This is a genomic window from Arthrobacter hankyongi, assembly GCF_022012395.1.
Taxonomy (GTDB): Bacteria; Actinomycetota; Actinomycetes; order Actinomycetales; family Micrococcaceae; genus Crystallibacter; species Crystallibacter hankyongi.
The window spans coordinates 1-25,986 of the sequence record NZ_JAKLTQ010000035.1 but is presented as its reverse complement, the minus strand read 5'-3'; the positions used below and the strand labels follow the sequence as shown (position 1 = coordinate 25,986).

Below are 25,986 nucleotides of genomic sequence, written 5' to 3'. Positions count from 1 at the left end.
CTCCATGTACGCGCAGCGCAGGATATCCGGCGCCGGCACCGAAGGCTTGGGGATCTCGTTGCTCATGATAATTCCTTGAAGTCTTGGGGATTGGTGCGGGAGTGGGCTCGTAGACCCCGAGCCCACTCCCACGGGGGCCGGCACTGGCGGGACAGGTCTGACGCCGCGCCCGGCCGGTCTAACGTCCGGAGCAAGCCGGACAATTAATCAGGCGTCGCCGGTTTACCGGCTGGAGCTGACGCCGAACTTGGGGGTGTGGGCCTCGTTGAGGCTGATCTGCACCGACTGCTGGGTGGTGTAGAAGTCGACCGAGCGGTAGCCGCCCTCGCGTCCAAGGCCGGAGGCCTTCACGCCGCCGAACGGGGTGCGCAGGTCACGCACGTTGTTCGAGTTCAGCCACACCATGCCCGACTCGATGCCGTGTGCGAAGTTGTGCGCACGCTTCAGGTCCGAGGTCCAGACATAGGCGGCCAGCCCGTACTTGGTGTTGTTGGCCAGCTCGAGCGCCTCTTCGTCAGTGTCGAACGGGGTAATGGCAACGACCGGGCCGAAGATCTCCTCCTGGAAGATCCGCGCATCCGGGGCCACATCGGCGAACACGGTCGGTGCAACGTAGTTGCCCGTGGGGAAGCCATCGGCACGGCCGCCGCCGGCAAGGAGGCGGCCTTCGGTCTTGCCGATCTCGATGTAGCTCATGACCTTGTCGAAGTGCTTCGGGTGCACGAGCGAGCCGACCTCGGTTGCGGGATCGCTCGGCAAGCCCACCACGATGTTCTTTGCGCGCTCGGCGAAGCGGGCCACGAAGTCGTCGTAGATGTCGCGCTGCACGAGCACGCGGCTGCCGGCGGTGCAACGCTCGCCGTTCAGGCTGAACACACCGAAGACGGTGGCGTCGAGGGCGGCCTCGACGTCGGCGTCGGCGAAGACAACGGCCGGGCTCTTGCCGCCGAGCTCGAGCGAGACGCTCTTGAACTGCGGGGCGGCCGCGGTCGCGATGGTGGCACCGGTCGAGCTGTCACCGGTGAAGGAGACCAGCGGCACATCCGGATGCTTCACGAGGTAGTCGCCCGCGACTCCGCCGGACCCGAAGACCAGGTTGAAGACGCCCGTCGGCAGGCCGGCCTCTTCGAAGATGCCCGGCCACAGGGACGCGGAGAGCGGGGTGTAGCTGGCCGGCTTCAGGACCACCGTGTTGCCGGTCGCGATTGCCGGGGCGAGCTTCCACGACTCCTGCATGAAGGGGACGTTCCACGGCGTGATGAGGGCGGCGACGCCGATCGGCTTGCGGTTGACATAGTTGATCTGGCGGCCGGGGACCTTGAAGGCGTTGTCATGCTGGGCCACGATCAGGTCGGCGAAGAAGCGGAAGTTCTCCGCGGCGCGGCGGGCCTGGCCCTTGGCCTGCTTGATCGGCAGGCCTGAATCGAAGCTCTCGAGGAGGGCAAGTTCATCGTCGCGCGATTCGACGATGTCGGCGATCTTGTGCAGCACGCGCGAGCGTTCGCGGGGCAGCATTTTCGCCCACGGGCCGTCCTTGAAAGCACGCTTGGCCGCGGCGACGGCGAGGTCGACATCTTCCGTCTGGCCGGCGGCAACCGTGGCGTAGTTCTCGTTGGATACCGGATCCAGGACCTCGAAGGTCTCGCCGCCGATGGAGTCGACGAACTTGCCGTCGATGTAGTGCTGAAGGTGGGTGGGCAGGTTCTCGGGAACGTAGTGCTCGGCCATGAACAGGTCCTTCCCCCCTCTTTCAAGGGGCTGGTCGCGTCGATACCAACTTCATATTTGAAATCGTATACGATCAATGGTGACCGACACCACGTGCAGCTGTCAAGCCGCCCCGGAAGAGTTCATGCGGGCAATGGAACTGACTGGCATGAGTGTCCCGCCCTGGTCATCATTCCCCGGCGCTACAACACCGGCATTGGCCAGCATGTCCGGGAACAGCGCCTTGCCGGCGGAGACCATCTGATTCCGGCGGTAAGGCTCAGCCCGTTGGCACCCTCGACGATGCGTGATGGGAACCTACCAGCGTGGTGCCATGGGATCGGCCGATTGCCCCAGGGCACGGCGGATGAACCGCCCACCCCGACGGCAGCGGCCATCGGGGCGGCGGAACACGGCCCGGTCATGGACAGCGCCAGCCGGTACACGGCGGGCACGGACAGTTCCATCTGCCGGACAATCTTGCTGGGCCGGGCCGTCACGCTCCCCCATCGTCACGCGCTCACGTCCCGTGCGCCCGGGGGCCGCATCCCACGCCCCGCGTCCGTTGGGGGTGCTGCAGCTCAGCCCACCGGCAGCGGACGCGGTGCGGGCCGGGCACCGGCCATCGACTCGGCCATGTACTCGGCGACCACGTCCTGGGAGATGGGCAGGTCCAGCACGAACACGCCCGCGGCACCGCGGGACACCCAGTCCTTGAGCGCATCCAGGTCCTGCAGGCTCCGGGCCTTGACGCCCTCGGCACCGAGAGCCCGGCCCAGGGCGGCGAAGTCCACCTCCTCGATGAGCATGGCCGCCTCGTCCAGCCCCCGGGCTGCATACTGGTGCAGCTCGGCACCATAGGCCGCGTCATTGAACACGACCACTACACCGCTGCGCGCCTGGCGTACGAAGCTCTCGAAGTCGGCCAGGGCCATCAGCCCGCCGCCGTCGCCGGTCACCAGCACGGTGGTCCGATCGGGACGGGCCACCGCGGCGCCCACGGCCGAGGGGAAGCCCAGCCCGATCGACTGGAACGCGGTGCCGACGAACAGATGGGAACGCGCATCCGGCACCGAGCACATCAGCGGGACCCACCCGATGAAGTGCCCGCCGTCCTGGACGAACGTCCGCTCGCGGGGCAGGATGCCCTCCAGCGCCAGTGCCATCGTGCGCGGGTTCAGCCGGCCGTCCGGGGCCAGCCCGTCTTCCACGGAGCCGTCCCCGCCCATGTCCTCCATGCGCGGGGCCGCCGGCATGGGCTGGCGGGCACGCCAACCGCCGTCGGGACGGCCGTTCTCCTGCGGGGTGGTGCCAAACGCCGCCGCCAGGGCCGCCAGGGCGGCGCCGGCGTCGGCGACGAGGAAGCGGTCCGTGCGCTCATGGCGCTGGCCGGTGCGGGAGTCCACCTGGAGCACGGTGGCATCCTCGGACACGAGGGTGCCGTAGCGCATCTGGAACGGATTCATGCCCGCTCCGACCACCAGCACGACGTCGGCCTGGCGCATGATCTCCACGCGCTCAAGCCGGGCGAAGCCGCCGGCGATGCCCAGGTCGCCCTCGGGCCCGGCCACCTGGCGGGCCATCACGGAGGTGGCGATGAAGGCCCCCAGCCCGTCGGCCAGCCGGCGCAGGGCCTCGGGGGCCCCGGCGGAATCGACCACGCCGCGGCCGGCAATGATCAGCGGCCGCTCGGCGCCGCGCAGCGCGGCGACCAACGGCTCCAGCTCCGCGGCCGCCGGCGCGGCGGCCGCCGGCGTCGTGGGGTGCGGTGCTTCCGCAGGCTGGGTGGCGGCCTGCACGGGGACCTCCACCAGGTCATACGGGACAGCGACGACGATCGGCCGGGACTCTGCCGCGGCGCGGTCGTAGGCGTCACGGACCTGGGCGGCCGGATCCCGGGCGTCCAGGCGCACCGTCTCGACGCCGGCAGCGGCGGCCATGCCGACCTGGTCCACGTCGAAGAAGCGTGGCCCGGCGGTGGGAGCGTCGCCGACGATCAGGATCAGCGGGATGCGGGCGATGGCAGCTTCGGACAGGGCGGTGAGGGTGTTCGTGAACCCGGCGCCGTAGGTGACGGTGGCCGTTGCCGGCTTCCCCGACGCGCGGAAGTACGCGTCCGCCGCGGCCACGGCGCCTGCCTCGTGGCGCACGGTGACGAAGGGGAAGCCGGTGCTGGTCAATTCGCTGATCAGGTGGGCATTGCCGTTGCCCATCAGCCCGAAGAGGACGGTGGCACGCTCGCGCACGACCCGGGCCACGGCCTGGGGGACGGTGGCGGTGGCCTCAGTAGTGAAGATGGTGGCGGACGCGTTCGCGGGGCGGTCTGCAACGGCGGTCATGGCGGGACTCCTCAGGCTCTCGGGACGTCATGGTCTCGCCAAGGAGTGTGCCCCGGGTGGTGGCCGCTGCGCAATCAGTCTCTAATGTAATGGCCATCGTGTACATCCTGACCTATTGATAAGCGAAATAACTATGCAGAGTGTCTAGTTAATGACGTCTGCAGCAGCCGCAAGGCTCACTGCTGGACCGCTGGCTGGACGCGGATCATGCCGCGCACGACGGCTGCCCAGCTGGAGACCGCGGCACCGCACCAGGCGGGAACCAACTCGGGCGTCTTCACCACCAGCCGGCAGGCCGGCGGCGCACTTGCCATCGTGGGATTGGGTGTGCCCACCGCCGCCCCTACCGGCTTCCGCACCGGGCAGCTGCTCGGCGTGGTCATGACGGCAGTCGTCGCCGTGGCGCCGGTCTGGCAGCCACGGCGCTGAAACCGTGCCGCGTCGACCGCGTCACTTGCCCCTGAAAACGGGGAAAACCCTGTGCTTGCCGTAGTCCCGGGCCTGCAGGCTGCGCAGCGCGTCCATGTCCTCGTCGGAAATGACGAAGCCGACCTGGGCATTGGACCGCATGTGCGCGGGGTTGGCCGTCTTCGGCAGTGATACCGTCCCCAGCTGCAGGGTATAGCGGATGCACAGCTGCGGCACGGTCACCCCGTACCGCTCCGCCATCGCGCCGACGTCCGGGTTCTTCAGGATCTCCCCGTGGGCGATGGGCGAGTAGGCCTCCACGAGAATGTTCCTGCTTTCGCAGTAGGCAATCAGCTCGGCCGGGGTATTGCCCGCATGGACGAGCAGCTGGTTCACCTGCGGTGCGACCGTGCAGGCGGAGAGGATATTCTCGATATCCTGCTGCTCGAAGTTGGAGACACCGATGGAGCGGAGCTTGCCTGCCTTGTAAGCGTCCTCCAGCGCTTGCCAGGCCTCACGGTTGCCCTCGGCGTAATCCCCGCCCCGGAAATCGTTCCAGGGCTGCGGGCTGTGGATCAGCATCAGGTCGATGTGGTCCAGCCCCAGCGTGGCCAGCGACCCGTCGATTGCGGCGGCTGCGTCGTCGTAATTCTTGATCTCGGCCGCCAGCTTGGTGGACACGAACAGCTCATCGCGCGGGACGCCGCTGGTGCGGAGCCCTTCCCCGACGCCGCGTTCGTTCCTGTAGGCCTGCGCGGTGTCGATGTTGCGGTACCCGATCGCGACAGCCTCCGTGACTGCCTGGGCGGCTTTGCCGTCGTCGATGAACCAGGTGCCCAGGCCCAGCTTGGGGATGGGCACCCCGTTGGACAGCGTATAAGTCTCATTCAAAACCATGGGTCTCCGCACTCCCTTGCCTTGTGTGTTGTTCTCGACTGTCCCTACGGTCAGGATAAGTCGGGTCCTATGCGGTTAAGGGTCCCCTGCCAGTACACCTTTTGGCAGGGACTCCCACCACGTGGGCGGGCGGCGTTTACTGGAATGGTGCCGAATCCGTCCCCCTCCCGGGGCATGTTCGGGTATCGGCCCGGTTCAACAAGTGACAGGAAGACACAGAATATGAGGTACACCAAGAGCGGCGGCCAGACGGCAGCCGGCCCGAAGGAATGGTTCACCGGAACCGTGCAGATCGACGGCATCCGCAACCCCGACGAGCAGTCAGCCATCGGCTGCGCCCACGTCCGGTTCGCCCCCGGTGCCCGCACCGCCTGGCACCACCATCCCAACGGCCAGACGCTCTACGTCACCGACGGCATCGGCCTGGTCGCCCGCCGGGGCGGGGAGGTCCAGGAGATCCGCCCCGGTGATGTGGTCTATATCGAGCCCGGCGAGGAGCACTGGCACGGGGCCACTCCCGACCGCTTCATGGCGCACGTCGCCATGCAGGAAGCTGATGAGAACGGCCAGGTCGTGACCTGGCTCGACCACGTCACCGATGAGGAATACGACGCCTGAGCCTGCCCAGTGCCTGACACGGATTAACCGATGAAATCACGCTACATAGCACCGGCACCACGCGGGAGGGCCCGCCCGGAGAGGGAGCAGCACGCGATCCTGCGTCGCTGCTGCTCGCTCACCGTATCACTGGCCGATCAGGGCGTGTCACCTTGAGCTGCCACTGAAATGCTGCTGATCACGAAGCAAGTCGCCGGGAGATTCACGGCCTGCAAGCAGGTTCCAGGCCAGTCTCCTCCAGTACGTTTACAAACCAGTTGGTCCTTCTACATCGGCCCCGTCCACTGGTCGGCCTTGAGCTGCGCCTGCCCCATTGTCCCCTGATGGGAAGCGGCAGTCGATCCTGCCAACGACGTTTCCCGGCCTCGTAACGGCGGGGACGCCTATTAGAGATCAGGTGCCGGTGTGCGTAGCCTGGACGGATGGTGATGCCGGGGAAGCGATGACGCTGGCGCGGCATTCGAGGCCGGTAGCGCCGGTGGAGACGATGTTCGGGAAGGCGACATCAAGCGTCTCCCCCGGTTTAACCGTGAACTCGACTTCCTTCTGGCCGACCACACGTGAATCCGACGAGCGGACCACGGAAAATTGCACTGTGTAGGTGTTGGTCGCGGTGCCAACATTCTGTAGCGTCGCTTTGCCTCGCCACACACCATTGGCATCGGCACCGCACACGAAGCCGGTCAGGACACCTGATGCGGTGGACGACGGTGCTGGTGCGGTCGCTGCCGGTGATGTAGCGGGGCCTTCCTTGGCTGGAGTCGAGCAGCCAGACATTATTGCGGTCAGTATCGGAACGGCTGCCAGGACAACGATCGGTCTCATGAGGACAGGGTAGATCTGGCCGCCGTCGCTGATCTTCATCCCTTCTGGATGATCAATCAGCGGGCATGGGTTGTCTGGCCCGGCAGTCCGGCCGCGAGGAATCCATACCTACGGGCGGTAACGATAGCCCCGTGCCGCAGGGCGGGCGGAGCACCAGGACCCCATGGGGCCCTTGAATTCCGGCCCGGTCGTCCAGCAGCGCAATCATCATGCGCGGAGCGACTGAGCCGGCATCCCACATGTGATGTAGACCGGCAGACTACTTGGTCCCTAAGACCATTCCCCTCCCCTGAGTTTATGTTCATAGCCATCCGCTGATTTGCCGCTGCGGGCTATCCCAGTAGTTGTGAGCCATAAACAGGCACTGCCCTTAACTACGAGGATCAATAATCAGCCGGGAGGCGACAGCAGTAACCATGCGAAGATCACTGTCATTACGGAAATGACAGCCGCGATCGCGACAAAACCCCACTTTGTGCTCATGATTTCCCCCAACCCTCAGGCGGGCCTGCAGGCCCTCCCGCCCAGTTTGGCGTGAGTGGAGGTAATTCATCAATAGCTGCCAACCCGTCACTAAATCGACGTCCACTTTTCGACCAGTTGATCGACCAGAAAACTTGTGGGTGGGAGTGGCCGACGCACGCGAATATCCGCGCCCGCGGGTCGATAGCGGCTCCGGTCGCTGGCATTTCCGGAGCGATTAAAAGCAGTTCAGGTACGGGTTACAGCCGGAAAGATCCCGAATCCAGGGCGATCGGCAGCCTGTATTCCAAGGAAAAAACAGTTGGGCCCAGGTGTGGTGCCTGCCGTCCGCGGCCCATTCCTTGCCGGGGTCCTGCCGGCTCCGGGCGGCGCGCTCGTTGGTCAACCGGGCCTGCTTGGACGCGGATAGCTCCTGCAGGTGCCCGGGCTGGCCGTGGCCCTCAGTACCGGTGCACGTCGCCGTCAGCGCAAGCAAGCCCGCAGACGATCCCGTCTCCCAGGGAACGGGCAACGTCATGGATGCAGCCGGAGCCTGCCAGCTTCTCGGGTGCCACCGGCGACCGACCACTCGGCCGGGCCGAGCATCGATCGGCCCACCTCCGCGGGTGCCGGACCGACGACCATTCTCAAGTGGACGTATTCGTCTTCCTTCCGCTGTTCCTGGAGGACGAGCGTGGGCTGACCATTGTTTGAACCGAGGTGACGGTCATGAGAGAGGCCTTTCCATGGCGGCGGTGGATGTGGTGGCGGCGCTGGCCTCTACGGCCGGGTTACCGCCCCAGAGGGATCCCTGGGTGAGGGTTTCCCCCTTCATCACGAAGGAGTCGGCGGTGACGACGACGCGGTCTTCAACGGTTACGCCATAGTGGACAAGTGCGGCGACGCCGAGCGTGACATCGTCGCCGATGACGTCGTAATCGGACTTGAACATTCCGTCCTCCTGGGAATGGGACTGAATTTGGGTGCCGCTGTTCAGTGTGCAGCGGGAGCCGATCGTTACCAGTGTCCGCTCAGGGATATAGCAGCCGTCGTCGAACACCCTGGACCCGATCCGCACGCCCAGCACACGCCATAGCAGTGGCTTGAAAGGGGTCCCGTTGAGCATGAGCATGAACCGGCCCCCGGCGAGCAGCTTCCAGTACCGCTCGTGCCACCAGAAGTAGGGATGGTAGATGGAGCAGAGCCGGGGCTCGAGTGGCCGGAACCGCCTCACGAGGTGCTCGATGCCGATTTGAACCAGCAACTCGACCACGAACAACGCGACGAACGACGCACTGATCGCCAGGAAACCGAATTGGTCGGACAGTTCGAGGCCCGCAAACGCCACCAGCAGGCCTACCGTCGCGTTGAGCCAGCGGACAAGCATCAAGAGGGTCATCGAACGCAGGTTGTGCCTGTTCTTGGCCGCGAGGTCACGGCGGAAGTCCGTGCGGTTCACCCGCTCCTTGGGAAGGGCGTCCCGCAGGACCGAGCGCGGGATCTCGAAGGGTGGTGAACCGAGCAGGCCCACGTCCTGGCGGACCGGTCCGTCGATGGGAACCATGACCTTGGTTGCGAGCAGGCAGTTGTCCCCGGTCCTTGCGCCGGCCGGGTAGAGCACGAAGTTGCCCAGGAAGCTGTGCGCGCCGACCGCCGCCCGGCTCATCTTGAACGAAGTCGGCGAATGTTCGGTGTTCATGAATGACACCCCGTCGGCGATCATGCTTCCGGTGCCGATCTCCGACAGGAACGGGTTGTCGTGCTTGAACATCGTGCCTAGGTTCGATCCGGTCTGCTGGACCTTGCCCTGCTTGTAGCCGATCGCCGCTACGAAATTCACGACGTACGAGCTGTCGCCGAACAACGATGGCAAAAACCGGCTGTTGGTCATCCTCGCCATCGCCCGCTCGGCGGCATACCGCCACCCGAACGTCGGGTACACCGTGTCCGGTTTCAGGGCGAGCTGGAGCACCCGCGGCACGGTCGTGATCAAGAGCAATACCACGATCGTCCCGCCAAAGACGCCCAAGCCGGCGTAGAGAAGTGCGTCGCTGTAGAAAACCCAACTGGTGAACGCCCAGGCCTGCGGCTCCAGCAGCGTGGCCACATTCGGATCCGACAAAACGAACAGGATGACAGCCTGGCCCACCAGGATGCGGCCCAGTCCGAGCGTGGTAATGAGCTGGGACATGGCGAACAATGCCCGGCGCACTGGACGGTAGGGGGTTCGTTCGACCCTGCTGTAATCCACGTCCGTACGCCTGCCGGGAGAACCGTGCCAACGTTCGCCCTCAGGCACGGCTTGGCCGGTGTACAGGGTGGACCGGTGGCCCAACTGCGAGCCGTCTCCCATTGTCGTGTCGATATCCAGGACGCTGCCCTCACCGACGGTGACGTCGCGGCCCAGCGTCACCGCACCAATTTGGATGACGCCTCCGTGGGCACGGTAGCCGTTGGCGAACACGTCCTTGCGGATGACCGTCCCCTCGCCGATAGTGAGCAGGTCCGTGGCGACAGGCAGTCGGTTGGTCAGAATCGTGACGTTGCGGCCCACCTTGGCGCCCATCGCCCGCAGGTAAAAGGTCATCACCGGGGAACCTGTCATCAGCACGAGCGGCGAGGTGCGCATCAGGGTCTTGACCAGCCAGAAGCGGAAGTAGGCCAGGCTCCAGATGCGGATCTCCCGGGGACGGAAGCGCCCGACGATGATCCACTTCGCAGCCACGGGCAGGATGCACATGGCCGCGAACACCGCCGCCGCGTAGGCCGTTGACCGCAGGTAGATCTCAAAGAAGCTCAGGCCGTTTTCCAGCCACTGGTGGTTGCCCGGCCCCGCTTCGGGGAACACCCACTGGTACCACACCACCGTCGCCAGGCCGCCCACCACGCAGTAGCCAAGATAGACCAGCGTCTGCAAAACGCCGCACGCAATGAACTCCCACGTCCGCGCGTCCATCGGCGCCGGTGTCTCCGGCACGGATGCCACGGCCGGTGACGGTGCCTGTGGCTTCTCCTGCTGTGCGGGTGCCAAGGCAGTAGCGAGGGCGGAGATATTCGGGTTTCCGTAGACGTCCTTCATGGATACCGAGGGCAGGTCCGGATCCTTGCGTACCCGGGCGCAGAACTTCGCCATGACCATTGAGTCCGCGCCCAGGTCCTTGAAGAAGTCGCTGTTCATCGGTACCTGCTCCACGCCGAGCACACCGGACAACACCTCTGCCAACCGGACCTGCATCTGCGCCGTAGCAGGTGCCGCCTCCGTTGGTGCCAGGCCGGTGGCCAGCGCCGAGATCGAAGGGTTCTGGTAGATGTCCTTTATCGATACCGAGGGCAGGTCCGGATCCTTGCGTACCCGGGCGCAGAACTTCGCCATGACCATTGAGTCCGCGCCCAGGTCCTTGAAGAAGTCGCTGTTCATCGGTACCTGCTCCACGCCGAGCACACCGGACAACACCTCTGCCAACCGGACCTGCATCTGCGCCGTCGCAGGTGCCGCTTCCGTTGGTGCCAGGCCCGCCGCCAGCGCCGAGATCGTGGGATTCTGGTAGATGTCCTTGATGGACACATGGGGCAGATCCGGTTGCTTGCGCACCCTGGCGCAGAACTTCGCCATGACCATTGAGTCCGCGCCCAGGTCTTGGAAGAAGTTGGCGTCCACGGGGACGTCGTCCTTCTCCACCACCGATGCGAGAAGATCGGCCAGCCGGCGCTCCAAGGCAACGGCCGCACCCGTGGCCGGCGGGCCTAGAGAGCCGTTCCCGGCCGCAGTTGTGGAACGCGGAGCTTCCCGCAGGTCGGCGATGAGCTTTTTCACTGCACAAAACTCCTTAGCAAGGCCAGATTAGTGAGCAACGTTTTTCGCACCCATGAAGCTGCAAGTTTGGGTGCAAATCGTGAGGAGCGGGGCGGTCAGCGGGACGACGAGGATGATCCAAGACCGGCAGTCAGCCCTAATGTCTGCCTGTTCGTCCAGAGGGGTTGTGCCCGAGGAATGGCTTGGGGAAGGCTCGGCCGACCCGGCGGCGGATTGCACCATGTGTCCGGCTTGCTGCTTCACGATCATGGAAACGGTGGGTTCCTTCAAGTTTGCTCGTCGTATCTCCACCGTCGGACCCGACTATAAGTCCGTCAAATGGCGGAACTGTGAAGTTGCTGTGGAAGCATGCTCGTCTTTCGCCCAGCCCACCAATTCGTCGTCCCGGCTGCCATGGTCGCCGTCGTCGTTTTCCTGGCTGGGCTCGGCCGGCTCCGCCTCGAACCGGAGTAGGAGCCTGTCCCGGAACTGGAGACCGGTCGAGAGTATCGGCGGACGCGGCTGCTGCCGTCGAGGATCGTGAGGTCGACGCGCAGAGGCGAAAAGTGCCGATAGCGGCGCCTATGTTCGGTTGCCGTGCAGCAGTAGATTTCCAGCAGTTCCCACAGAAAAAGTAATGACGGTCCCCTGTCTGGCATCAGGCGGACGGACGTCTGACGTGTTGAGTTCGGGCGGCATCGGTGGACCCCGTTATTTGGAGCCGTAGATTCTTCCCCTTGGCGGCCCTTACGGGCCGGCCTCCCACACTGTCGTGTTAGGCGGCGTTGAGCGCGCTTTCGAGCTGGTCGATGTTGTCGTTGAACCAATCCAGATAGCCGGATTCTTCGAGCGGGTTTCACTGAAGCCGACGACGGATTTCTGCCTTTTCGGCAGTGGATTCCGTTTAGGTAACGGCGTGGTTATCCGGCGCATAGAGCTTTAGCCCATGCCAGGTTTTCATCCAAGGGCTTTCCTCGGTGGCAAGGACAAAACCGGGATGACCGCCTAGCGGAGGCCCTTCGGCCATGCCGGCCTGTTCCCATCCTCGCTCGCCGGGGACCCGCATGTGCAGGCGCCTCCGCCGGCGCCCTCATCCGTTCCCGCGCCCTTGGCGAGGGCGCCCTCGCTGCCGCCGAACGAGACCGTTGCGCTCATGAGCGTTTCGGTCACTTGCTCTAGTACGACCATGTCGACGTTTCCGTTATTGGCGTTTGGTATGGGCTGTGGGACCGTGCGGGCCAGTTCCACCCCCGGACGTGGACGAACTGCTCGCCCTGGGGCTGCCCGTCTTGGCCCACGGTATCCGCCCCGGCCTCTTCAAGTACGGGCTGGGCGCCATCCGACCATTGCCTGCGGCAACGTCGTGTGCAACCCAGGCGGCGGCGTCGTCGTCCCGCAGCACGTTACAGTGCCGCCCTTGAAAAACCGGCCCGGAAAAACGAAGGCGACATGCGAGCCAAAATCGCCGTTCCCGCCCGGCCGCGCTCCAGCCCTGACTCGTCCAGGCTCACCGGCGCGGAAGCCGAGGCCTGGCAGAACAGGATGCTGCTGGGGACCGACACCATACAGCGCCAACCCACCACGGGCGTTCTCAGGCAACAACGCCTTAGACCTGCACTATCAATGGTCGGCTCCTTGGCCGTCACCATCGGCCGCGAACCGGCTCTCCAGACCCAGGATGACGGTGTCCAGCGTCAGGTGGAAGACGCGGTCATCGTCACGGCCTGGAGTGGCGGACCCGTCTTCACCGTCAGTGGGGGGTTTAAGACTCAGCCACCGGTGGAGCGAGCCGTTGAGTTCGGCGGTGAGGACACCGGTGATGACGGCGCCCACGAGGGCGGTGTACTGCGGGAGCTCGGGGTGCGGTACCCCTGCGGATTCCAAGATCGCGGTGAGCGCGACCCAGAATGGGTCTTCGGGTTGGATGAAGTCCGCCTGGTGGCTGAACGAATAGCCCATGAGCTTGGGGTGGCGGTGCGCCAGTGTCCGGAAATCCGTGGCGAGCAGGCGGATGCGTTCCTGCCAGGGAGCGTCCTCCAAGGTCACGGTTCGGAACCGGGTGCCGGCCGTTCTCGCCACGCCGCGCAGGACGGCGTCCTTGTTCGATACGTGGTGGTACAGCGACATCGGGTTCGCATCGAGCGCGGTCGCGAGTTTGCGCATGGTGAGCGCCTCGACCCCGTCCGCGTCGATGAGCCGCAGGGCGGCGGCATAGATCCCGGCCTCGGTCAGAGGCACCTCTCTTTTCCTGGTTCCCCGCGCGGGGCGTTTCGCCGTGTCCATACCCGGACGGTAGCAGATTCGTACAGCGTACGGAAATTGTCCCGGCTACCGGGCGCACGGGGGTTGCGGCTTGTTTCCATACGCCGTATGGTATTTGTTCCATACGGCGTATGTTTTATGGGCGTGGCCGGTACTGCCGGCGCCATTGCCCATCCCCCACCCCATCCCGAGGAGCAATCCATGACCACCCAGTCCACGAACACCCTGCAGCCGATCCGGTCCCCGCGCGGGATCCCGCTCTTGGGCCACACGCCGCAGATCCCCGGCACCAACCCGGTGGAGTACTTCGGCGAACTGTCCACGCAGTTCCCCGAGGGGATCTACCGCATGGAGATCGCCGGCATCGAACAGGTCTTCGTCTGGGACCCGGACCTAGTGGCCGAGGTCTGCGACGAGACGCGGTTCTTCAAACAGATCGACAAGACGCCACTGGCCCATGTCCGGGACTTCACGGGAGCAGGCCTGTTCACGGCCCACCAGCACGAAGAGGAATGGGGCATGGCGCACCGGGTTCTCCTCCCGGCCTTCAGCCAGCGGGCGATGAAGGGCTACTACGGGCAGATGCTGGAGATCGCCCGGAACCTGGTGGGCAAATGGGAGCGCCGGGAAGGCGGGCCGGTCAACATCACCGATGACTACACCCGGTTGACCCTGGACACCATTGCCCTGTCGGGGTTCGGTTACCGGTTCGACTCCTTCGCCAGTGAGGATCTGCACCCCTTCCTCAATTCGCTGCTGGAGGCGCTGGTCGAGTCGCTGCGGCGCTCGCAGGAGCTGCCGGTGATGACCAGGATGCGCAAGGCCGATGACAGGAAGTACCATGCGAACATCCAGCTGATGCGGGACCTAGTCGAGAGCGTGATCAAGGAGCGCCGCGAAGGCAACGGCACCGTCGGGGATGACCTGCTGGGTCTGATGCTGGAGGCCGTCGACCCGGAAACCGGCAAGGGGCTGGACGACGACAACGTCCGTGACCAGGTGGTGACGTTCCTGATCGCCGGTCACGAGACCACCAGTGGTCTGCTGTCGTTCGCCACGTACTCGCTGATGCGTAACCCGCACGTGCTGGCCCAGGCATATGCCGAGGTGGACCGGCTGCTGCCGGGCGACACGGTCCCGGACTACGACACGATCATGCAGATGGACGTGATCCCGCGCATCCTCGAGGAGACCCTGCGCCTGTGGGCTCCCATCCCGATGATCGGCAAGTCCCCGCTGGAGGACACCGTCATCGGCGGCTGCTACGAGCTGGAGAAGGGAGCGCGGGTCAACATCCTCGAGGGCCCGCTGCACACCCACCCCAAGGCATGGGACCGGCCCGAGGAGTTCGACATCGACCGGTGGCTGCCGGAGAACCGCGTCAACCACCACCCGCACGCCTACAAGCCGTTCGGCAACGGCATGCGTGCATGCATCGGCCGGCAGTTCGCGCTCACCGAGGCCCGCCTGGCCCTCGCGCTGGTACTGCAGAAGTTCAAGTTCGCCGACACCAACGACTACAAGATGGACGTCAAGGAGGCGCTGACGCGCAAGCCCGCCGGCTTCGAACTGAAAGTGCGGTCCCGCCGGGAGCACGAGCGGACCATGTTCGGCGCGGCGGACGTCCAGACCGACGACACACGGGCGCAGGCCGCCGTCAGCGGTGTCGGCGTGAGCCTGACCATCGCCTACGGCTCCAGCCTCGGCTCGTGCGAGGACCTGGCACGCACCATCGCCGACCGCGGTGAGCGCTCCGGCTTCGGCACCACGGTGGTCGGCCTGGACGAGCTGGGCGACAACCTGCCCACCGAGGGCCTGCTTGTCGTGGTGGCCTCCAGCTACAACGGCAAGGCCCCGGACAATGCGCAGCGTTTCGACGACCTGCTCGCCGCCGGGCTCCCGGAGGGCTCGCTGGACAACGTGCGGTTCGCCCTACTCGGTGCCGGCAACACCCAGTGGGTGGCCACCTACCAGGCCTTCCCCAAACGGATCGAGCAAGGCCTTCTGGCCGCCGGCGCCACCCCCGTCATCGAGCGCGGCACCGCGGATGCCGCCGGTGACTTCGACGGCTTGGCCACCCGCTGGATGGAGACCCTGTGGGCCGTCCTGGCCGAGGAGTACGCTGCCGACACCTCCGAGGCGGCCGGCCCGCGCTTCCAGGTGCAGCTGCTCACCGAGGCGGACCTGCGGCCCGCGATCGTCTCCGCGCAGGCCTACCCTCTCACGGTAGTGGCCAACGAGGAACTCGTGGCCGACGCGACCGGCCTGTGGGACCTCAGCCTCGAGCCGCCGCGCCCGTCGGCAAAGTCCATCACCATCGAACTGCCGGAGAATGTCACCTACGAAACCGGCAACCATCTGGCCGTTTTCGCCAAGAATGAGCCGGCCTTGGTGAACCGCGCCCTCGCGCGGCTCGGCATCGCCCGCGACCAGGTCCTGCGCCTGGACCAGGCCGACGGCGGCCGCACCCACCTCCCGGTAGGCACCCCCGTGACCGCAGGACTGCTGCTGACCGATTTCCTGGAGCTGCAGGACGTGGCCAGCCGCCCCCAGATCCAGACGCTGGCCGAACACACCCGGTGCCCGTGGACCCGCCCGCAACTGCAGGCCTACACGGCCGGCACCGCCGAAGCCGAGGAGCGCTACCAGACCGAAATCCTGGGCAAACGAGTCTCCGTGCTGGGCCTGCTCGAGCGCTTCCCGGCGGTCGAACTGCCGCTTGCGGTCTTCCTGGACATGATGGGCCCGATCCGCCCGCGGTTCTACTCCATCTCCTCGGCCCCGCTGGCCAGCCCCCGCCACGTGCGCCTAACCGTGGGCCTGCTGGAAGGCCCGGCCCGGTCCGGGGACGGCCAGTACCGCGGCACCTGCTCGTCCTACATCGGCGGCCTTGAGCCGGGGGACGTTATCTACGGCTATGTGCGCAGGCCCTCCCCGACCTTCGCCCCGCCGGCCGACCCCACCACGCCGCTGATCCTCATCGGACCCGGCACCGGCATCGCGCCACTGCGCGGCTTCCTCGAAGAGCGCGCCTGCCAGCATCGGAGCGGCACCGAGGTGGGCCTGTCGCAGGTCTTCGTCGGCTGCCGGCACCCGGAGCACGACTACTTCTACCGGCAGGAGATGCAGGACTGGGAACAAGCCGGAATCGCCCAGGTGCATACCGCCTACTCCGCGGTGTCCGGCCACCCGGCCCGGTACGTCCAGCACGCAATCGCCAATGCCGCCGACGCGGTATGGCACGCCATCGAAGACGGCGCGTACATCTACGTCTGCGGCGACGGCCGCCGCATGGCGCCCGCCGTGCGCGAGACCCTCGCGGCGATCTGCCGCGAGCGGACCGGCAGCGACGGCGAGGCCGCCCGGCAGTGGCTCGCCCGGCTCGAGGCCGACGGGCGCTACCAGCAGGACGTCTTCGCCTGATCTCCCGGACGCCGGGAGGGTACGGCGGTCCCGACACCCCGCACCCTCCCGGCCACCACCCACCCACAAACCACAACACCACACCGGCGCGGACCGCCGGCAAACACACTCCCAGAAAGCAGACCCCCATGCACCCCATGCCCATCGGACGCCGCCTCAGCAAGAAGCCCGCCATCCTGCCCGGCATCAGCCGCAGGCCCCTGACCACCAGCCAGGGCCTGACCTTCAAATGCCTGCGCAGGCAGGCCGGCCAAGCAGCCGCCCGGGCCGCAGCCATTCAAGGATGCACCGCGGCACCCGCCGGCGACACCGTCGCATCGGCGTGTCCGCCACCGCAGCATCCGCCTGCCCACGTTGAGCACCAACAGGCCGGGGTACTGACCCATACACCATGGGCCGGCTGGTACTACGAAACCGACCCGGACTGAAATCGAAAAGCGCGCACCGCAGCACCAGAACGGCACCGAAGCAGGTCTGTCGCAGGCCTCCGCAAGCTGCCGCCACCCACCCACGAAACACCACACCGCACCCGGCGGCTCCAACCGCCGGCATATGCGGCTCACAGAAAGCTCACCACCATGCAGCACACCATGCTTGCCGGACGCTTCCACCTGGACAGCAGGAAATTCGCCGTGGAGGAGGCCCCCGTCCCCGTTCCGGGTCCGGGGGAAGTCCTGATCGAGGTAAAGGCCGCAGGTGTCTGCCTGTCGGACGTCCACCTGCTCGGCGGCTCCCTCGTCCCGCTGTTCGCCGCCTCCGACACGGTCACCGTCGGCCACGAGGTTGCCGGCGTGATCCACACCCTCGGCCCCGGCCTCAAGCGCGGCCTGACCACCGGCACCCGCGTTACCCTTGAGGCCGGCAAGACCTGCGGCCAGTGCGCTGGCTGCGTACGCCGCCGCCCCTGTACCCAGATGCTCACCGCCGGCATCGACTACGACGGCGGCTGGGCCCAGTACACCCTCGCCCGCGAAGACTCGCTCATCCCCATCCCCGACAACCTCCCCTTCGATCAGGCAGCGATCATCCCCGACGCGGTTTCCACCCCATACGCCGCCGTCGTTGCCACCGCCGGGGTGCGCCCCGCACAGTCCGTCGGCATCTGGGGCGTCGGCGGAGTCGGCGCCCACAACGTCCGCGTCGCCCGCATGGCCGGCGCCGCGCCGGTCATCGCCGTCGACCCGCTGCCCAGCGCCCGCGAGCGTGCCCTGGCCTTCGGTGCGGACTTCGCCCTGGACCCCGCCGCCGACGACTTCGCCGACCACATCCGCACGGCTACGGGTGGACGAGGCCTGGACTTCGCCTTCGACTGCGCCGGCGTGCCCGCCGTCCGAGAGCAGGCCGCCTCCGTACTCGGCCTCAACGGCGCCCTCATCCTCGTCGGCATCAGCCCCAGGCCCCTCACCATCACCGAGGGCCTGACCTTCAACTATCTCGGCAAGCAGGTGCGCGGCCACTACGGCGGCACCCCCGAGTCCGTCAGCGAACTGGTCCGGCTGGTCGAGGTCGGCCGTCTAGACCTCGCCCCCTCGATCACCGACCACTTCCCGCTCGCCGAGGCCGCCGACGCGGTGAACCGGTTGGCGAACAAGATCGGCGACCCGATCCGCCTCATCCTGGTGCCCTGACACCTGAACAGAAGTTCATCAAGACCACATCGGCAAGAGCGAGTGGGCGCCGGTACTTGAGGGGGCGCAGGCGCCGGTCTCTCGTGGACTGTCAGTTTCATCCCAGGCCTTCTGACCCACATAAGCGTCACTGAGGCAGCAACGAACCTTGTTCAGCGCACATATTTACCTTGTGCCCACTCAACATTCGAGACAATCGAGGATGCCATGTCTAGGAAACGTCACCAGTCACCGACGGCTGTTCCGAAGAAAAAAGTCAGCCTATGGGGCTGGTCCTACTCGGGTTTCTCGCCTCTCTTGCCTTGGCCTCGGCGCTATCCTACGTCTTCGCCGCCTACACCACGCAGAGTCTGACACCCCTGGACTATCCACCGACGCTGACGGCTGATCAACAGTCCGGCGTTCCTACTCACCTACCGGCGTCAAAGAGCGACAGAAGATGATCTCTCGATCACTAACAGCCTTTGGAACTGCAGCAACGGCAGCATGATACCCAGCTGTGAAGTAAAATAATCCCCCTTGCCATTACTGGCGTCCATTCAATCGAGTCTCTGACCGATGAATGGTTTGCGCAGCGCAACGAAGTTGAGCGGCTAAACTGTGTAATTCTTTTGACTGATTTTTTAAGACTCGCGAAGAACGGCAAAGATAATCTTTCGGATGCAGGCTCTCTCATTACTGCGACCATCCTCCGCCGCTTAAAGGCAGGGCTCGCGGAGGGGCGGTACTGGGGCTGCGCATCAACATGGCCTGTCGTCCTCCATCCGACTTTTCCGACCTATACGTCAATAGCGCACAGTTGGACCTCCGAGGCGTTCGTGCCGAGGACCGTGGAGACTATGCCATCGGCAACATGATCAGGCGGTTCACGACCGCCGGCAGCGTCGACCTGACCGATCTGCAGTTGGACATGAGCAATCTTCTCTTCCAGGACTCCGTGTTTCAGGGCGGCAGCATCAGATACAGTATCGACGAAAACGGCAGTGGTCGCGGTCGAATCGACTTCAACCGATTCACTTTCAACGGAACAAAATTTGAAAATGTCGAACAAAGCAGCGATGCCCTGTCCCTCACCTTCAAAGATTGCCGACTTGAAGACAGTAGCTTTAACTTCGCCACGCATCAGCGGCCCAAATCCTTGTCGTTCATCAACTGCACCTTCGATAAGAACATATTTGCAGACAGTAAAGAAATGGGCGGGTTTGACTTCACCGAACTCTTAATTCACAATTGCGAATTTGCAGACGGCCTCCAAGAACTCGGAAAGCGCCAGAGGTTCCAGAGCGCGATTAGTGTGGCGACGGTCGTTCTACGTCGGCATCCCGTAGTCAGACAATTCAGCGGGCGGGGTCTCCGTTCGCTGTCACCTCGTCGACGGCACCGCGCAGCCCGGCAGTATGGAGTTCGGGCAGTGGACTGCGACAAATTGCACGCACTTCGCTGGCAGACACCCCCAGCATTCGCAGCAGTCCCTCGGTCGTCTGATCCGCCGTCTCGGCGTCGTCGCGGTCCGGTTCGGTATGGATGAGCCGTGAGAGAAAGGTTGCCGCCCCGACGGCGCACTCCACGGCGACGTCGACGTCTTTCATGGTGAACCGACCGGATTCGATGCCGGCCTCGATGTCACGCCGGACACGCGTCAGTCCTTTCTGCGCGCCGAGGAGGTCCATGACATGCTCGAACCGATCCCAACGTCCGCGGCCTGAGTGATCTCCGGCACCGGCGTGTTGGTCTGTCCGTGAGCCAGGAAGGACTGTGCTGCGCGGACCAACGCGGCGCGAGTCTGCGCCTTCCGCCGACGGGACCGGGTTGGCCACGAAATGGTTGTCCTGCTGAATCTCGTACACCGCAACGTCTCGGGCAGCATCCCGGCACCGCGCCCCAGGCCGACTCAACTCGCATAAGCGATCCTCTGCGGATAAGGCTGGATTTGTTGCTTGTTGCAACCATTCTGGCTTATCGGCGCCCGTCGGATGCAGCACGTGGTGGTGAACCTCTGCGGAAGTGTAGGGAATTGATGCGCTGCGTCTCATGAACCGCGTCGGCGATCTACGTAAAGGAGGCAGCGTTTCCTATAGCCCGTCCGGTCGGACCGGACTTCGCTCGAGACTGACCGTCGCGCTGGCGGTGGTTGACTCTTCGTCTTTCCAAGCGGGGACGGCATCCGATTCATACAGTGTATGAAAATTGCTTCGACTACAGGCGTCGGTATTGCGACCCACCTTCCATACACTGTATGGTTGCACTTCCATACGACGTATGTTTCTGCGGTGCATCCTGCATCGTCGGCGCCGTTGCCCATACCGCCCTGTACAGAGGAGCAACCCATGACCGTACACTCCACGGACGACCTGCCATCCAGCCCGGCAGACATCGAAGCAGTCAAACCCCAAAGACACGGCGCCGGTCGGCGTTCGCGCTGGGATCTCAGCACTCTGCGCGAGCTATGGCGGTTCAAGGACTACGGCAGGCCCGAGCGGAAGTCGCTGGTCCTGGGCGTGCTGATGAACGGCGGGCAAATGGCCGCCAATCTTGCCGCCCCCTGGCCGCTGGCGCTGGTCATCAACGACCTGCTCCAGGACAAGGGCCAGGGCAAGGGCCAGGGCAAGGGCCAGGCCCAGAGCGGGATCCTGCACACCGTTGCCGGGTGGTTCGGCGGTTCGTCGATGGCGATGCTGCTGGTCGCAGCGAGCGCCGTGCTGGTGATCACCGCTGCCGCGGGGATGTTCTCCTACCTGGGCGACATGTACATGAACGGGTCCGGCCAGCGGATCACCTCGCGCATCCGCGCGGATGTGTTCGCCTACACCCAGCGGCTGCCGATGGCCTTCCACGACCGGCAGACCGTCGGGGAGCTGACCAGTCGGGTCGTCTCCGACACGTCAACGGTGGAATCGACCCTGCGGGATGTGGCAACCGACCTCGTCCCGTCCGTGCTCACCCTGGCCGGTACCGCCGCCGTGATGGTCACGGTGGACTGGCGCCTGGGACTGATCGGGCTCGTCGTCGCTCCGCTGGTGTTCCTGACCGCCAATCATTTCGCCGGCCTGACCCGGCAGTACGCCCGTCGCAAGCGCTCCGCCACCGGCGACCTGACCGGGCTCGTCACCGAGTCACTGATGGGCATCCGGACTGTCCACGCGTTCGGCAACCAGCGGGTGCAGGACCAGCGGTTCGCCACGCAGAACGACAACGTGCTCAGCCTGTCGCTGCGCTCGGTCAAGGTCAGCGCCAAGTTCTCCCCCGCCCTGCAGCTGGTCGCCGCCATGGGCACCGCGCTGGTGCTGTTCGTCGGCGGTTACGGAGCTCTGAACGGCTGGTGGCAGGTCGGGGTGCTGGTGGTCGTCACCAGCTATCTCAAGAGCATGCTCTTGCCGATGAAGTCTCTGGCCAAGCTGGCACCTAGCTTCACCCAGGGCGCCGCCTCCGCCCAACGGATCGCCGATATCCTCGACCAGCCCACCGACCACCAGGGCACCGACGAGCCGCTGCCGGCCCGCGTCGACGGCCGCATCGAGCTGCGCAAGGTCATGCTGGACTACGGCACCGGCCGCGGCCCGGTATTCACCGACGTCGACCTGACCGTCACCCCTGGCGAGCGGATCGCCCTGCTCGGTGACAACGGCGCCGGCAAGTCGACCCTCCTGTCCGTGATCGGCGGCCTCTACCGTCCCACCACGGGCCAGGTCCTGCTCGACGGGCACTCGGTCCCCGACGTCCCGGAGCACTGGCTGCATCAGCAGGTGGCCATGGTGCTGCAGGACACCTTTCTGTTCTCCGGCACACTGGTCGACAACATCCGTTACGGCCGCCCCGACGCCACGGACGCCGAGGTGGCTGCCGCCGCCGAGGCGGCCCTGGTCTGCGAGTTCGCCGATGACCTCCCCGACGGACTCGACACCACCGTCGGTACCGGCGGGACCGGCCTGTCCGGCGGGCAGCGCCAACGCGTCGGCATCGCCCGCGCACTGCTCGTCGACGCCCCCGTCGTGCTCCTCGACGAACCCACCGCCGGCCTGGACGTTCACGCCGAGGAACTGGTGGTCAAGGCGCTGGGCCGGCTCGTCGAAGGTCGCACGATCATCGCGACGACGCATCGGCCCGCGGTCACTGCGCTGGCCACCCGCACCGTGTACCTGCGCCAGGGTGGCGTCCTGGACACCGAGCTGCCCGAGACCGCTCCGGCCGAGCCTTCCGCCGACGGCACCCGCCTCACCACCATCGGAGCCCTCTAATGACCACCACCGCGACGAACACCCGAGAGCCGTCCATCCGCCGCACCACGTCGTCGAAGAACCAGACGACGACCGCGTCCCCGCCCACGGCCGGCGAGGTGGTGCTGCAGGCCCTCCGTGCCGGGACCGGGGCGCTTCGGGAGGCCGAGCGCCAGGTGCGTGTCGGCGACCCGAAGGGGGTCACCAGGATGCGGGTCGCCATCCGCCAGCTACGTTCCACCCTTCGCGGCTTCTCCCGCATCCTCGATCGGCAGGCCACCCGGCCGGTGTGCGCCGAGCTGGCCTGGCTGGGCCGCCAGCTTGGCGAGGAGAACGACACCCAGACGACTCTCAAAGAGCTGAAACGACAGCACGACGCCCTGCCGTCGGAGTTGATCGTTGGCCCGGTGGTCGACGACGCCCGGCCCCAGCTGGACCAGCTCGCCGTCAGGAGCAGCCAGACCACCCAAGCCACGCTCGACAGCGATCGCTACGCCGCGCTCCGTCAGGAGCTGGACTGGCTCCCGGCCGACCCGCCCTTCACCGAGCGCGCGGCGCGGCCCGCGGCGGAGGAGCTGCCAAAGAGCATCGCCAAGGCGCTGCGCACGCTCGACCGTCACCTCGTGGCCGCCCAGGCGCTGCCGGCGGGAACGGAGCGGGATCAGGCGCTGCACGAGGCCCGCAAGGCCGACAAGCAACTCCGCTACGTGATCGACGTCGCCACCCCCGTCGTCGGCAAACCCGCCCGGCGGCTGGGCCGGCAGGCCAAGAAGCTCCAGGACCTGCTCGGCGACTATCAGGACGCGATCGTGACCCGCCCACTGCTGCAGGAGCTCGGTTCCGCCGCGTCGGTCAAAGGTCATCCGACCAGCACGTACTACCTGGTGGACGCTCTGGAGCATGTCCGCACCGACCGTGTTCTGGAGAAGCTTCCGCGCCGGCTACGCGGCCTCTACGACGAGGCGGCCTGGCTGCCCAACGCCGCCTCCCTCCAGTACGACCCCGGGACATCAGCCGCGCCGCGCGGACCGGGAGCGGGAGCTGAAACGCACCAGAAGTGTCCGAAGGTCACACCTTCCAGGGCCTCCTCGATCACTGCCACCGAAATTGAGTCTGTAGTCCTCCCCGCCGGGGAGCTCGACGGTCACCAGCCGCTGGTCAGGCACCAGCATGATCTGGGTGATCGGGGCGTTGGTGACGATGGTTGTGGTCGTCAGCGGGTAGGAAGGCACATAGCTCCATGCCCATGACCTTGCCGGTCCGGGGTAGACGGGTGCGCAGGCGGTGGGGGCCAGGGCGGCCGGCAGGGCGATCATCGACAGAACCTTCTTCATGCCACGCATGTGTAGGGCATGAGGCGAATAGCTCCCCGCCGAGGATTGGAACCTCGTCTCACGGCTCCAAAGGCCGTGGTGCTGCCGTTACACCAGCAGGGACCGGCCAGGCTACCGGCGTCTCTGGCCCATGGCCGGCGTCCCGCCTTTGAGGGCGGACGATGTCGGCCGGGCGCGCTCGTTCCGGAGCCGAAGGACCCAGCCGAAGATTTCCTTTTTGAGCGCTGGGGTGCCCTCCCCGGCGGCCAGAAGCCTTTTGGCCAGCAGCTCGGTCTGGTGATGCACAGCCTCGAGCGCGTCCCGGCCGTAGCCGCCGGGCGCATCAAGGTCTGCGATCATCGATCCGACTGACGCTGCGTGTTCCTCCAAGGTGCCGATGTCCATGGTCTCCCCCACGACGCTGTGAATGGTGTCTCCATCATTACCCAGAGAAGGCATGGACACCGGTATTTACACCTGCAAGACGGCTGACGTGTCCTGCAGTTGATCCGGACGCCGGACTGTGTCCGGAGAAGAACAAGCGGCGCCCGGAGGCCACCTTCGGCCGAGCCTTTGACCCCAAGGCCTTCCACCACTACAGCTTCAAACCGGCAGCCAAAGCAGTTGGACACGTCTCGCTCCGCGGCCTCGTCGGCGGTTTATTCCCCAGGGCCTGACAGAGAACGGCGATGTCGGGAATGTCCCGGTCGCGGCCAGCCGCCAGCTTCATGGCCAGCAGGTATCGCGGCGAGGCCACCGTCAGGGCCAGGTTCTCCGCCACCTGAACGGTGGGCGCTTCGGTGTCCGGGCCGTTGGGGATAAACGCCAGCGTGGCGTTGTTCAGCCGCTTCGGGTTCAGGTCCAGATCCGCGGACATCTCCGCTGCCACTTCGGCGACGGTCTGCTCGGGAGTGAAGAGCGCGTCCACATCGTCCGTGGCACGCCTGGCATCGTATTCCAGGGCGATGGCGGCACCGCCGACCAGATAGACTGTGGCGGCGGTGCCGCGCCTGTCCAGCCGGCGGGCCAGCTCCTTCAGCAGCTCCCGGACGTCATCGGCGGTCAGGTCGCGCCCGCGCAGGCTCATACGTCTCGGCCCGGCTGTCAGAATAAAACCCATGAGCGTTTTGATTGCGGGGTGCGGCGACGTTGGCACCGAAACAGGACTGAGGCTCGCCCGCGACGGCCACCACGTCATTGGGTGGCGCCGCTCCCCCGGCAAACTGCCGGACCGGATCGAGGGCGTGGCCGCAGATCTTGCCGGCGCGCTCCCTGCCATTCCCCGTGATGTCCATACCGTCATCATCGCCGTGGCAGCAGACGCCCACAATCCATCCGCCTACCGCTCGGCCTATGTCGACGGTCTCGCCAATGTACTCAATGCCTTGGAACGCGACGCAGTAAGTCCCCGCCGCGTGCTCTTCGTGTCCTCCACCGCCGTCTACGGTGATGCCGGCGGCCGCACCGTGGATGAGTCGACCCCCGAGATTCCCGGGTACTTCACCGGGGAGATCCTGCTCGAGGCCGAGGCCCTGCTGTTCCGCAGACTCGCCGGGACGGCAACGTCCGTCACGTCCCTGCGCCTGGGCGGCATCTACGGGCCGGGCAGGACCAGGCTGATTGACCAGGTCAAAAGCGGCCGCGCCGTGATTCCCGACCAGCCCCGCCACACCAACCGCATCCACCGCGACGACGCCGCCGCCGCCATCGTCCACCTGACCACCATGGCGCCGGAGCCGGACGCGGTATATCTGGGTGTAGACAAAGAACCAGCCGAACTGGGCGAGGTGTTGCGGTTCCTGGCCAACGAACTGAGCCTGGGGGAACCAGCAACCGGCCATATCCCCTTGGCCCGGGGCGGGGACAAACGGTGCTCCAGTGCCGCGCTTCAGGCCACCGGCTTCCGCTTCACCTACCCAAGCTACCGCGAGGGCTACCAAGCCGTACTGGCCGGCATAGGCACCCGGCATCCCTGAGACAGGCCTCGACTGCGGTCTCGTCCCCGAGAAATGAGCTAATAGCGTCTTTACAACCGGGCGGCCTCAATCGGTGGGTGCAATTTGTGCGGTTGTGCTCAGGCTACCTTGGGCAGGAGCA

The 25,986-nt window shown here is 65.8% G+C and carries 18 protein-coding genes; 8 read left to right on the top strand and 10 right to left on the bottom strand.

The window, feature by feature from the left end; genetic code table 11:
* Window positions 1-222 precede the first annotated feature (222 nt).
* Both hpaE and LVY72_RS23775 read right to left on the bottom strand, forming a co-directional pair.
* Complete coding sequence (gene hpaE, locus LVY72_RS23780) at window positions 223-1,728, bottom strand: 5-carboxymethyl-2-hydroxymuconate semialdehyde dehydrogenase (RefSeq protein WP_237827392.1); 1,506 nt, start codon at window positions 1,726-1,728, stop codon at window positions 223-225.
* A gap of 560 nt (window positions 1,729-2,288) precedes the next feature.
* Entirely contained in the window at window positions 2,289-4,046 is a 1,758-nt protein-coding gene (locus tag LVY72_RS23775) for a thiamine pyrophosphate-binding protein (RefSeq protein ID WP_237827390.1), read from the bottom strand.
* 207 nt (window positions 4,047-4,253) lie between these two features.
* Here LVY72_RS23775 and LVY72_RS23770 point away from each other — a divergent pair, with 207 nt between their 5' ends.
* Window positions 4,254-4,475 carry a hypothetical protein gene (locus LVY72_RS23770; RefSeq protein WP_237827388.1) on the top strand — a complete coding sequence of 74 codons (222 nt, stop codon included), beginning with the start codon at window positions 4,254-4,256 and terminating at the stop codon, window positions 4,473-4,475.
* A 21-nt stretch (window positions 4,476-4,496) separates the two neighbouring features.
* Here LVY72_RS23770 and LVY72_RS23765 read toward each other — a convergent pair whose 3' ends face one another.
* Entirely contained in the window at window positions 4,497-5,351 is an 855-nt protein-coding gene (locus LVY72_RS23765) for an aldo/keto reductase (protein WP_237827386.1), read from the bottom strand.
* Between the two features lie 222 nt (window positions 5,352-5,573).
* Between LVY72_RS23765 and LVY72_RS23760 the strand changes: the two genes are divergently transcribed.
* Window positions 5,574-5,969, top strand: a complete 396-nt coding sequence (locus LVY72_RS23760) for a (R)-mandelonitrile lyase (RefSeq protein ID WP_237827384.1) — start codon at window positions 5,574-5,576, stop codon at window positions 5,967-5,969.
* A 393-nt stretch (window positions 5,970-6,362) separates the two neighbouring features.
* On the opposite strand, the gene LVY72_RS23755 is transcribed toward LVY72_RS23760, so the two are convergent.
* The 3 genes from LVY72_RS23755 to LVY72_RS23745 form a co-directional block, all read right to left on the bottom strand.
* Window positions 6,363-6,833, bottom strand: a complete 471-nt coding sequence (locus LVY72_RS23755) for a hypothetical protein (RefSeq protein WP_237827382.1) — start codon at window positions 6,831-6,833, stop codon at window positions 6,363-6,365.
* A 1,150-nt stretch (window positions 6,834-7,983) separates the two neighbouring features.
* Entirely contained in the window at window positions 7,984-11,070 is a 3,087-nt protein-coding gene (locus LVY72_RS23750; RefSeq protein WP_237827380.1) for a Pls/PosA family non-ribosomal peptide synthetase, read from the bottom strand.
* A gap of 1,599 nt (window positions 11,071-12,669) precedes the next feature.
* Window positions 12,670-13,287 (bottom strand): TetR/AcrR family transcriptional regulator, encoded by a 618-nt coding sequence (locus LVY72_RS23745; protein ID WP_237827378.1) that lies wholly within the window; start codon window positions 13,285-13,287, stop codon window positions 12,670-12,672.
* 225 nt (window positions 13,288-13,512) lie between these two features.
* Between LVY72_RS23745 and LVY72_RS23740 the strand changes: the two genes are divergently transcribed.
* From LVY72_RS23740 to LVY72_RS23730, 3 genes are all read left to right on the top strand, one after another.
* Window positions 13,513-16,734, top strand: a complete 3,222-nt coding sequence (locus tag LVY72_RS23740) for a bifunctional cytochrome P450/NADPH--P450 reductase (RefSeq protein WP_237827376.1) — start codon at window positions 13,513-13,515, stop codon at window positions 16,732-16,734.
* Window positions 16,735-16,862: 128 nt separating this feature from the next.
* Window positions 16,863-17,162 carry a hypothetical protein gene (locus LVY72_RS23735; protein ID WP_237827373.1) on the top strand — a complete coding sequence of 100 codons (300 nt, stop codon included), beginning with the start codon at window positions 16,863-16,865 and terminating at the stop codon, window positions 17,160-17,162.
* Window positions 17,163-17,312: 150 nt separating this feature from the next.
* Window positions 17,313-18,362: a zinc-binding dehydrogenase gene (locus LVY72_RS23730; RefSeq protein WP_237827371.1), complete on the top strand. Its 1,050-nt coding sequence runs from the start codon at window positions 17,313-17,315 to the stop codon at window positions 18,360-18,362.
* 778 nt (window positions 18,363-19,140) lie between these two features.
* Here the strand turns inward: LVY72_RS23730 and LVY72_RS23725 are convergent.
* Window positions 19,141-19,485 carry a hypothetical protein gene (locus LVY72_RS23725; protein ID WP_237827369.1) on the bottom strand — a complete coding sequence of 115 codons (345 nt, stop codon included), beginning with the start codon at window positions 19,483-19,485 and terminating at the stop codon, window positions 19,141-19,143.
* Window positions 19,486-19,699: 214 nt separating this feature from the next.
* The gene (locus tag LVY72_RS23720) at window positions 19,700-20,032 is read right to left on the bottom strand and encodes a hypothetical protein (RefSeq protein ID WP_237827368.1); all 333 of its coding nucleotides are present in this window, start codon (window positions 20,030-20,032) and stop codon (window positions 19,700-19,702) included.
* 657 nt (window positions 20,033-20,689) lie between these two features.
* Here LVY72_RS23720 and LVY72_RS23715 point away from each other — a divergent pair.
* Entirely contained in the window at window positions 20,690-22,597 is a 1,908-nt protein-coding gene (locus LVY72_RS23715; protein ID WP_237827366.1) for an ABC transporter ATP-binding protein, read from the top strand.
* Window positions 22,597-23,826 carry a CHAD domain-containing protein gene (locus LVY72_RS23710; RefSeq protein ID WP_237827365.1) on the top strand — a complete coding sequence of 410 codons (1,230 nt, stop codon included), beginning with the start codon at window positions 22,597-22,599 and terminating at the stop codon, window positions 23,824-23,826. Before LVY72_RS23715 ends, LVY72_RS23710 begins: the two co-directional genes overlap by 1 nt.
* Before the next feature lie 195 nt (window positions 23,827-24,021).
* On the opposite strand, the gene LVY72_RS23705 is transcribed toward LVY72_RS23710, so the two are convergent.
* Complete coding sequence (locus tag LVY72_RS23705) at window positions 24,022-24,348, bottom strand: hypothetical protein (protein WP_237827364.1); 327 nt, start codon at window positions 24,346-24,348, stop codon at window positions 24,022-24,024.
* Window positions 24,349-24,484: 136 nt separating this feature from the next.
* The gene (locus tag LVY72_RS23700; RefSeq protein ID WP_237827363.1) at window positions 24,485-24,976 is read right to left on the bottom strand and encodes a DUF6036 family nucleotidyltransferase; all 492 of its coding nucleotides are present in this window, start codon (window positions 24,974-24,976) and stop codon (window positions 24,485-24,487) included.
* A 31-nt stretch (window positions 24,977-25,007) separates the two neighbouring features.
* Here LVY72_RS23700 and LVY72_RS23695 point away from each other — a divergent pair, with 31 nt between their 5' ends.
* On the top strand, window positions 25,008-25,865 hold the full coding sequence (locus tag LVY72_RS23695; RefSeq protein ID WP_237827362.1) for an NAD-dependent epimerase/dehydratase family protein: 858 nt from the start codon (window positions 25,008-25,010) through the stop codon (window positions 25,863-25,865).
* The last annotated feature ends 121 nt before the right edge of the window (window positions 25,866-25,986 follow it).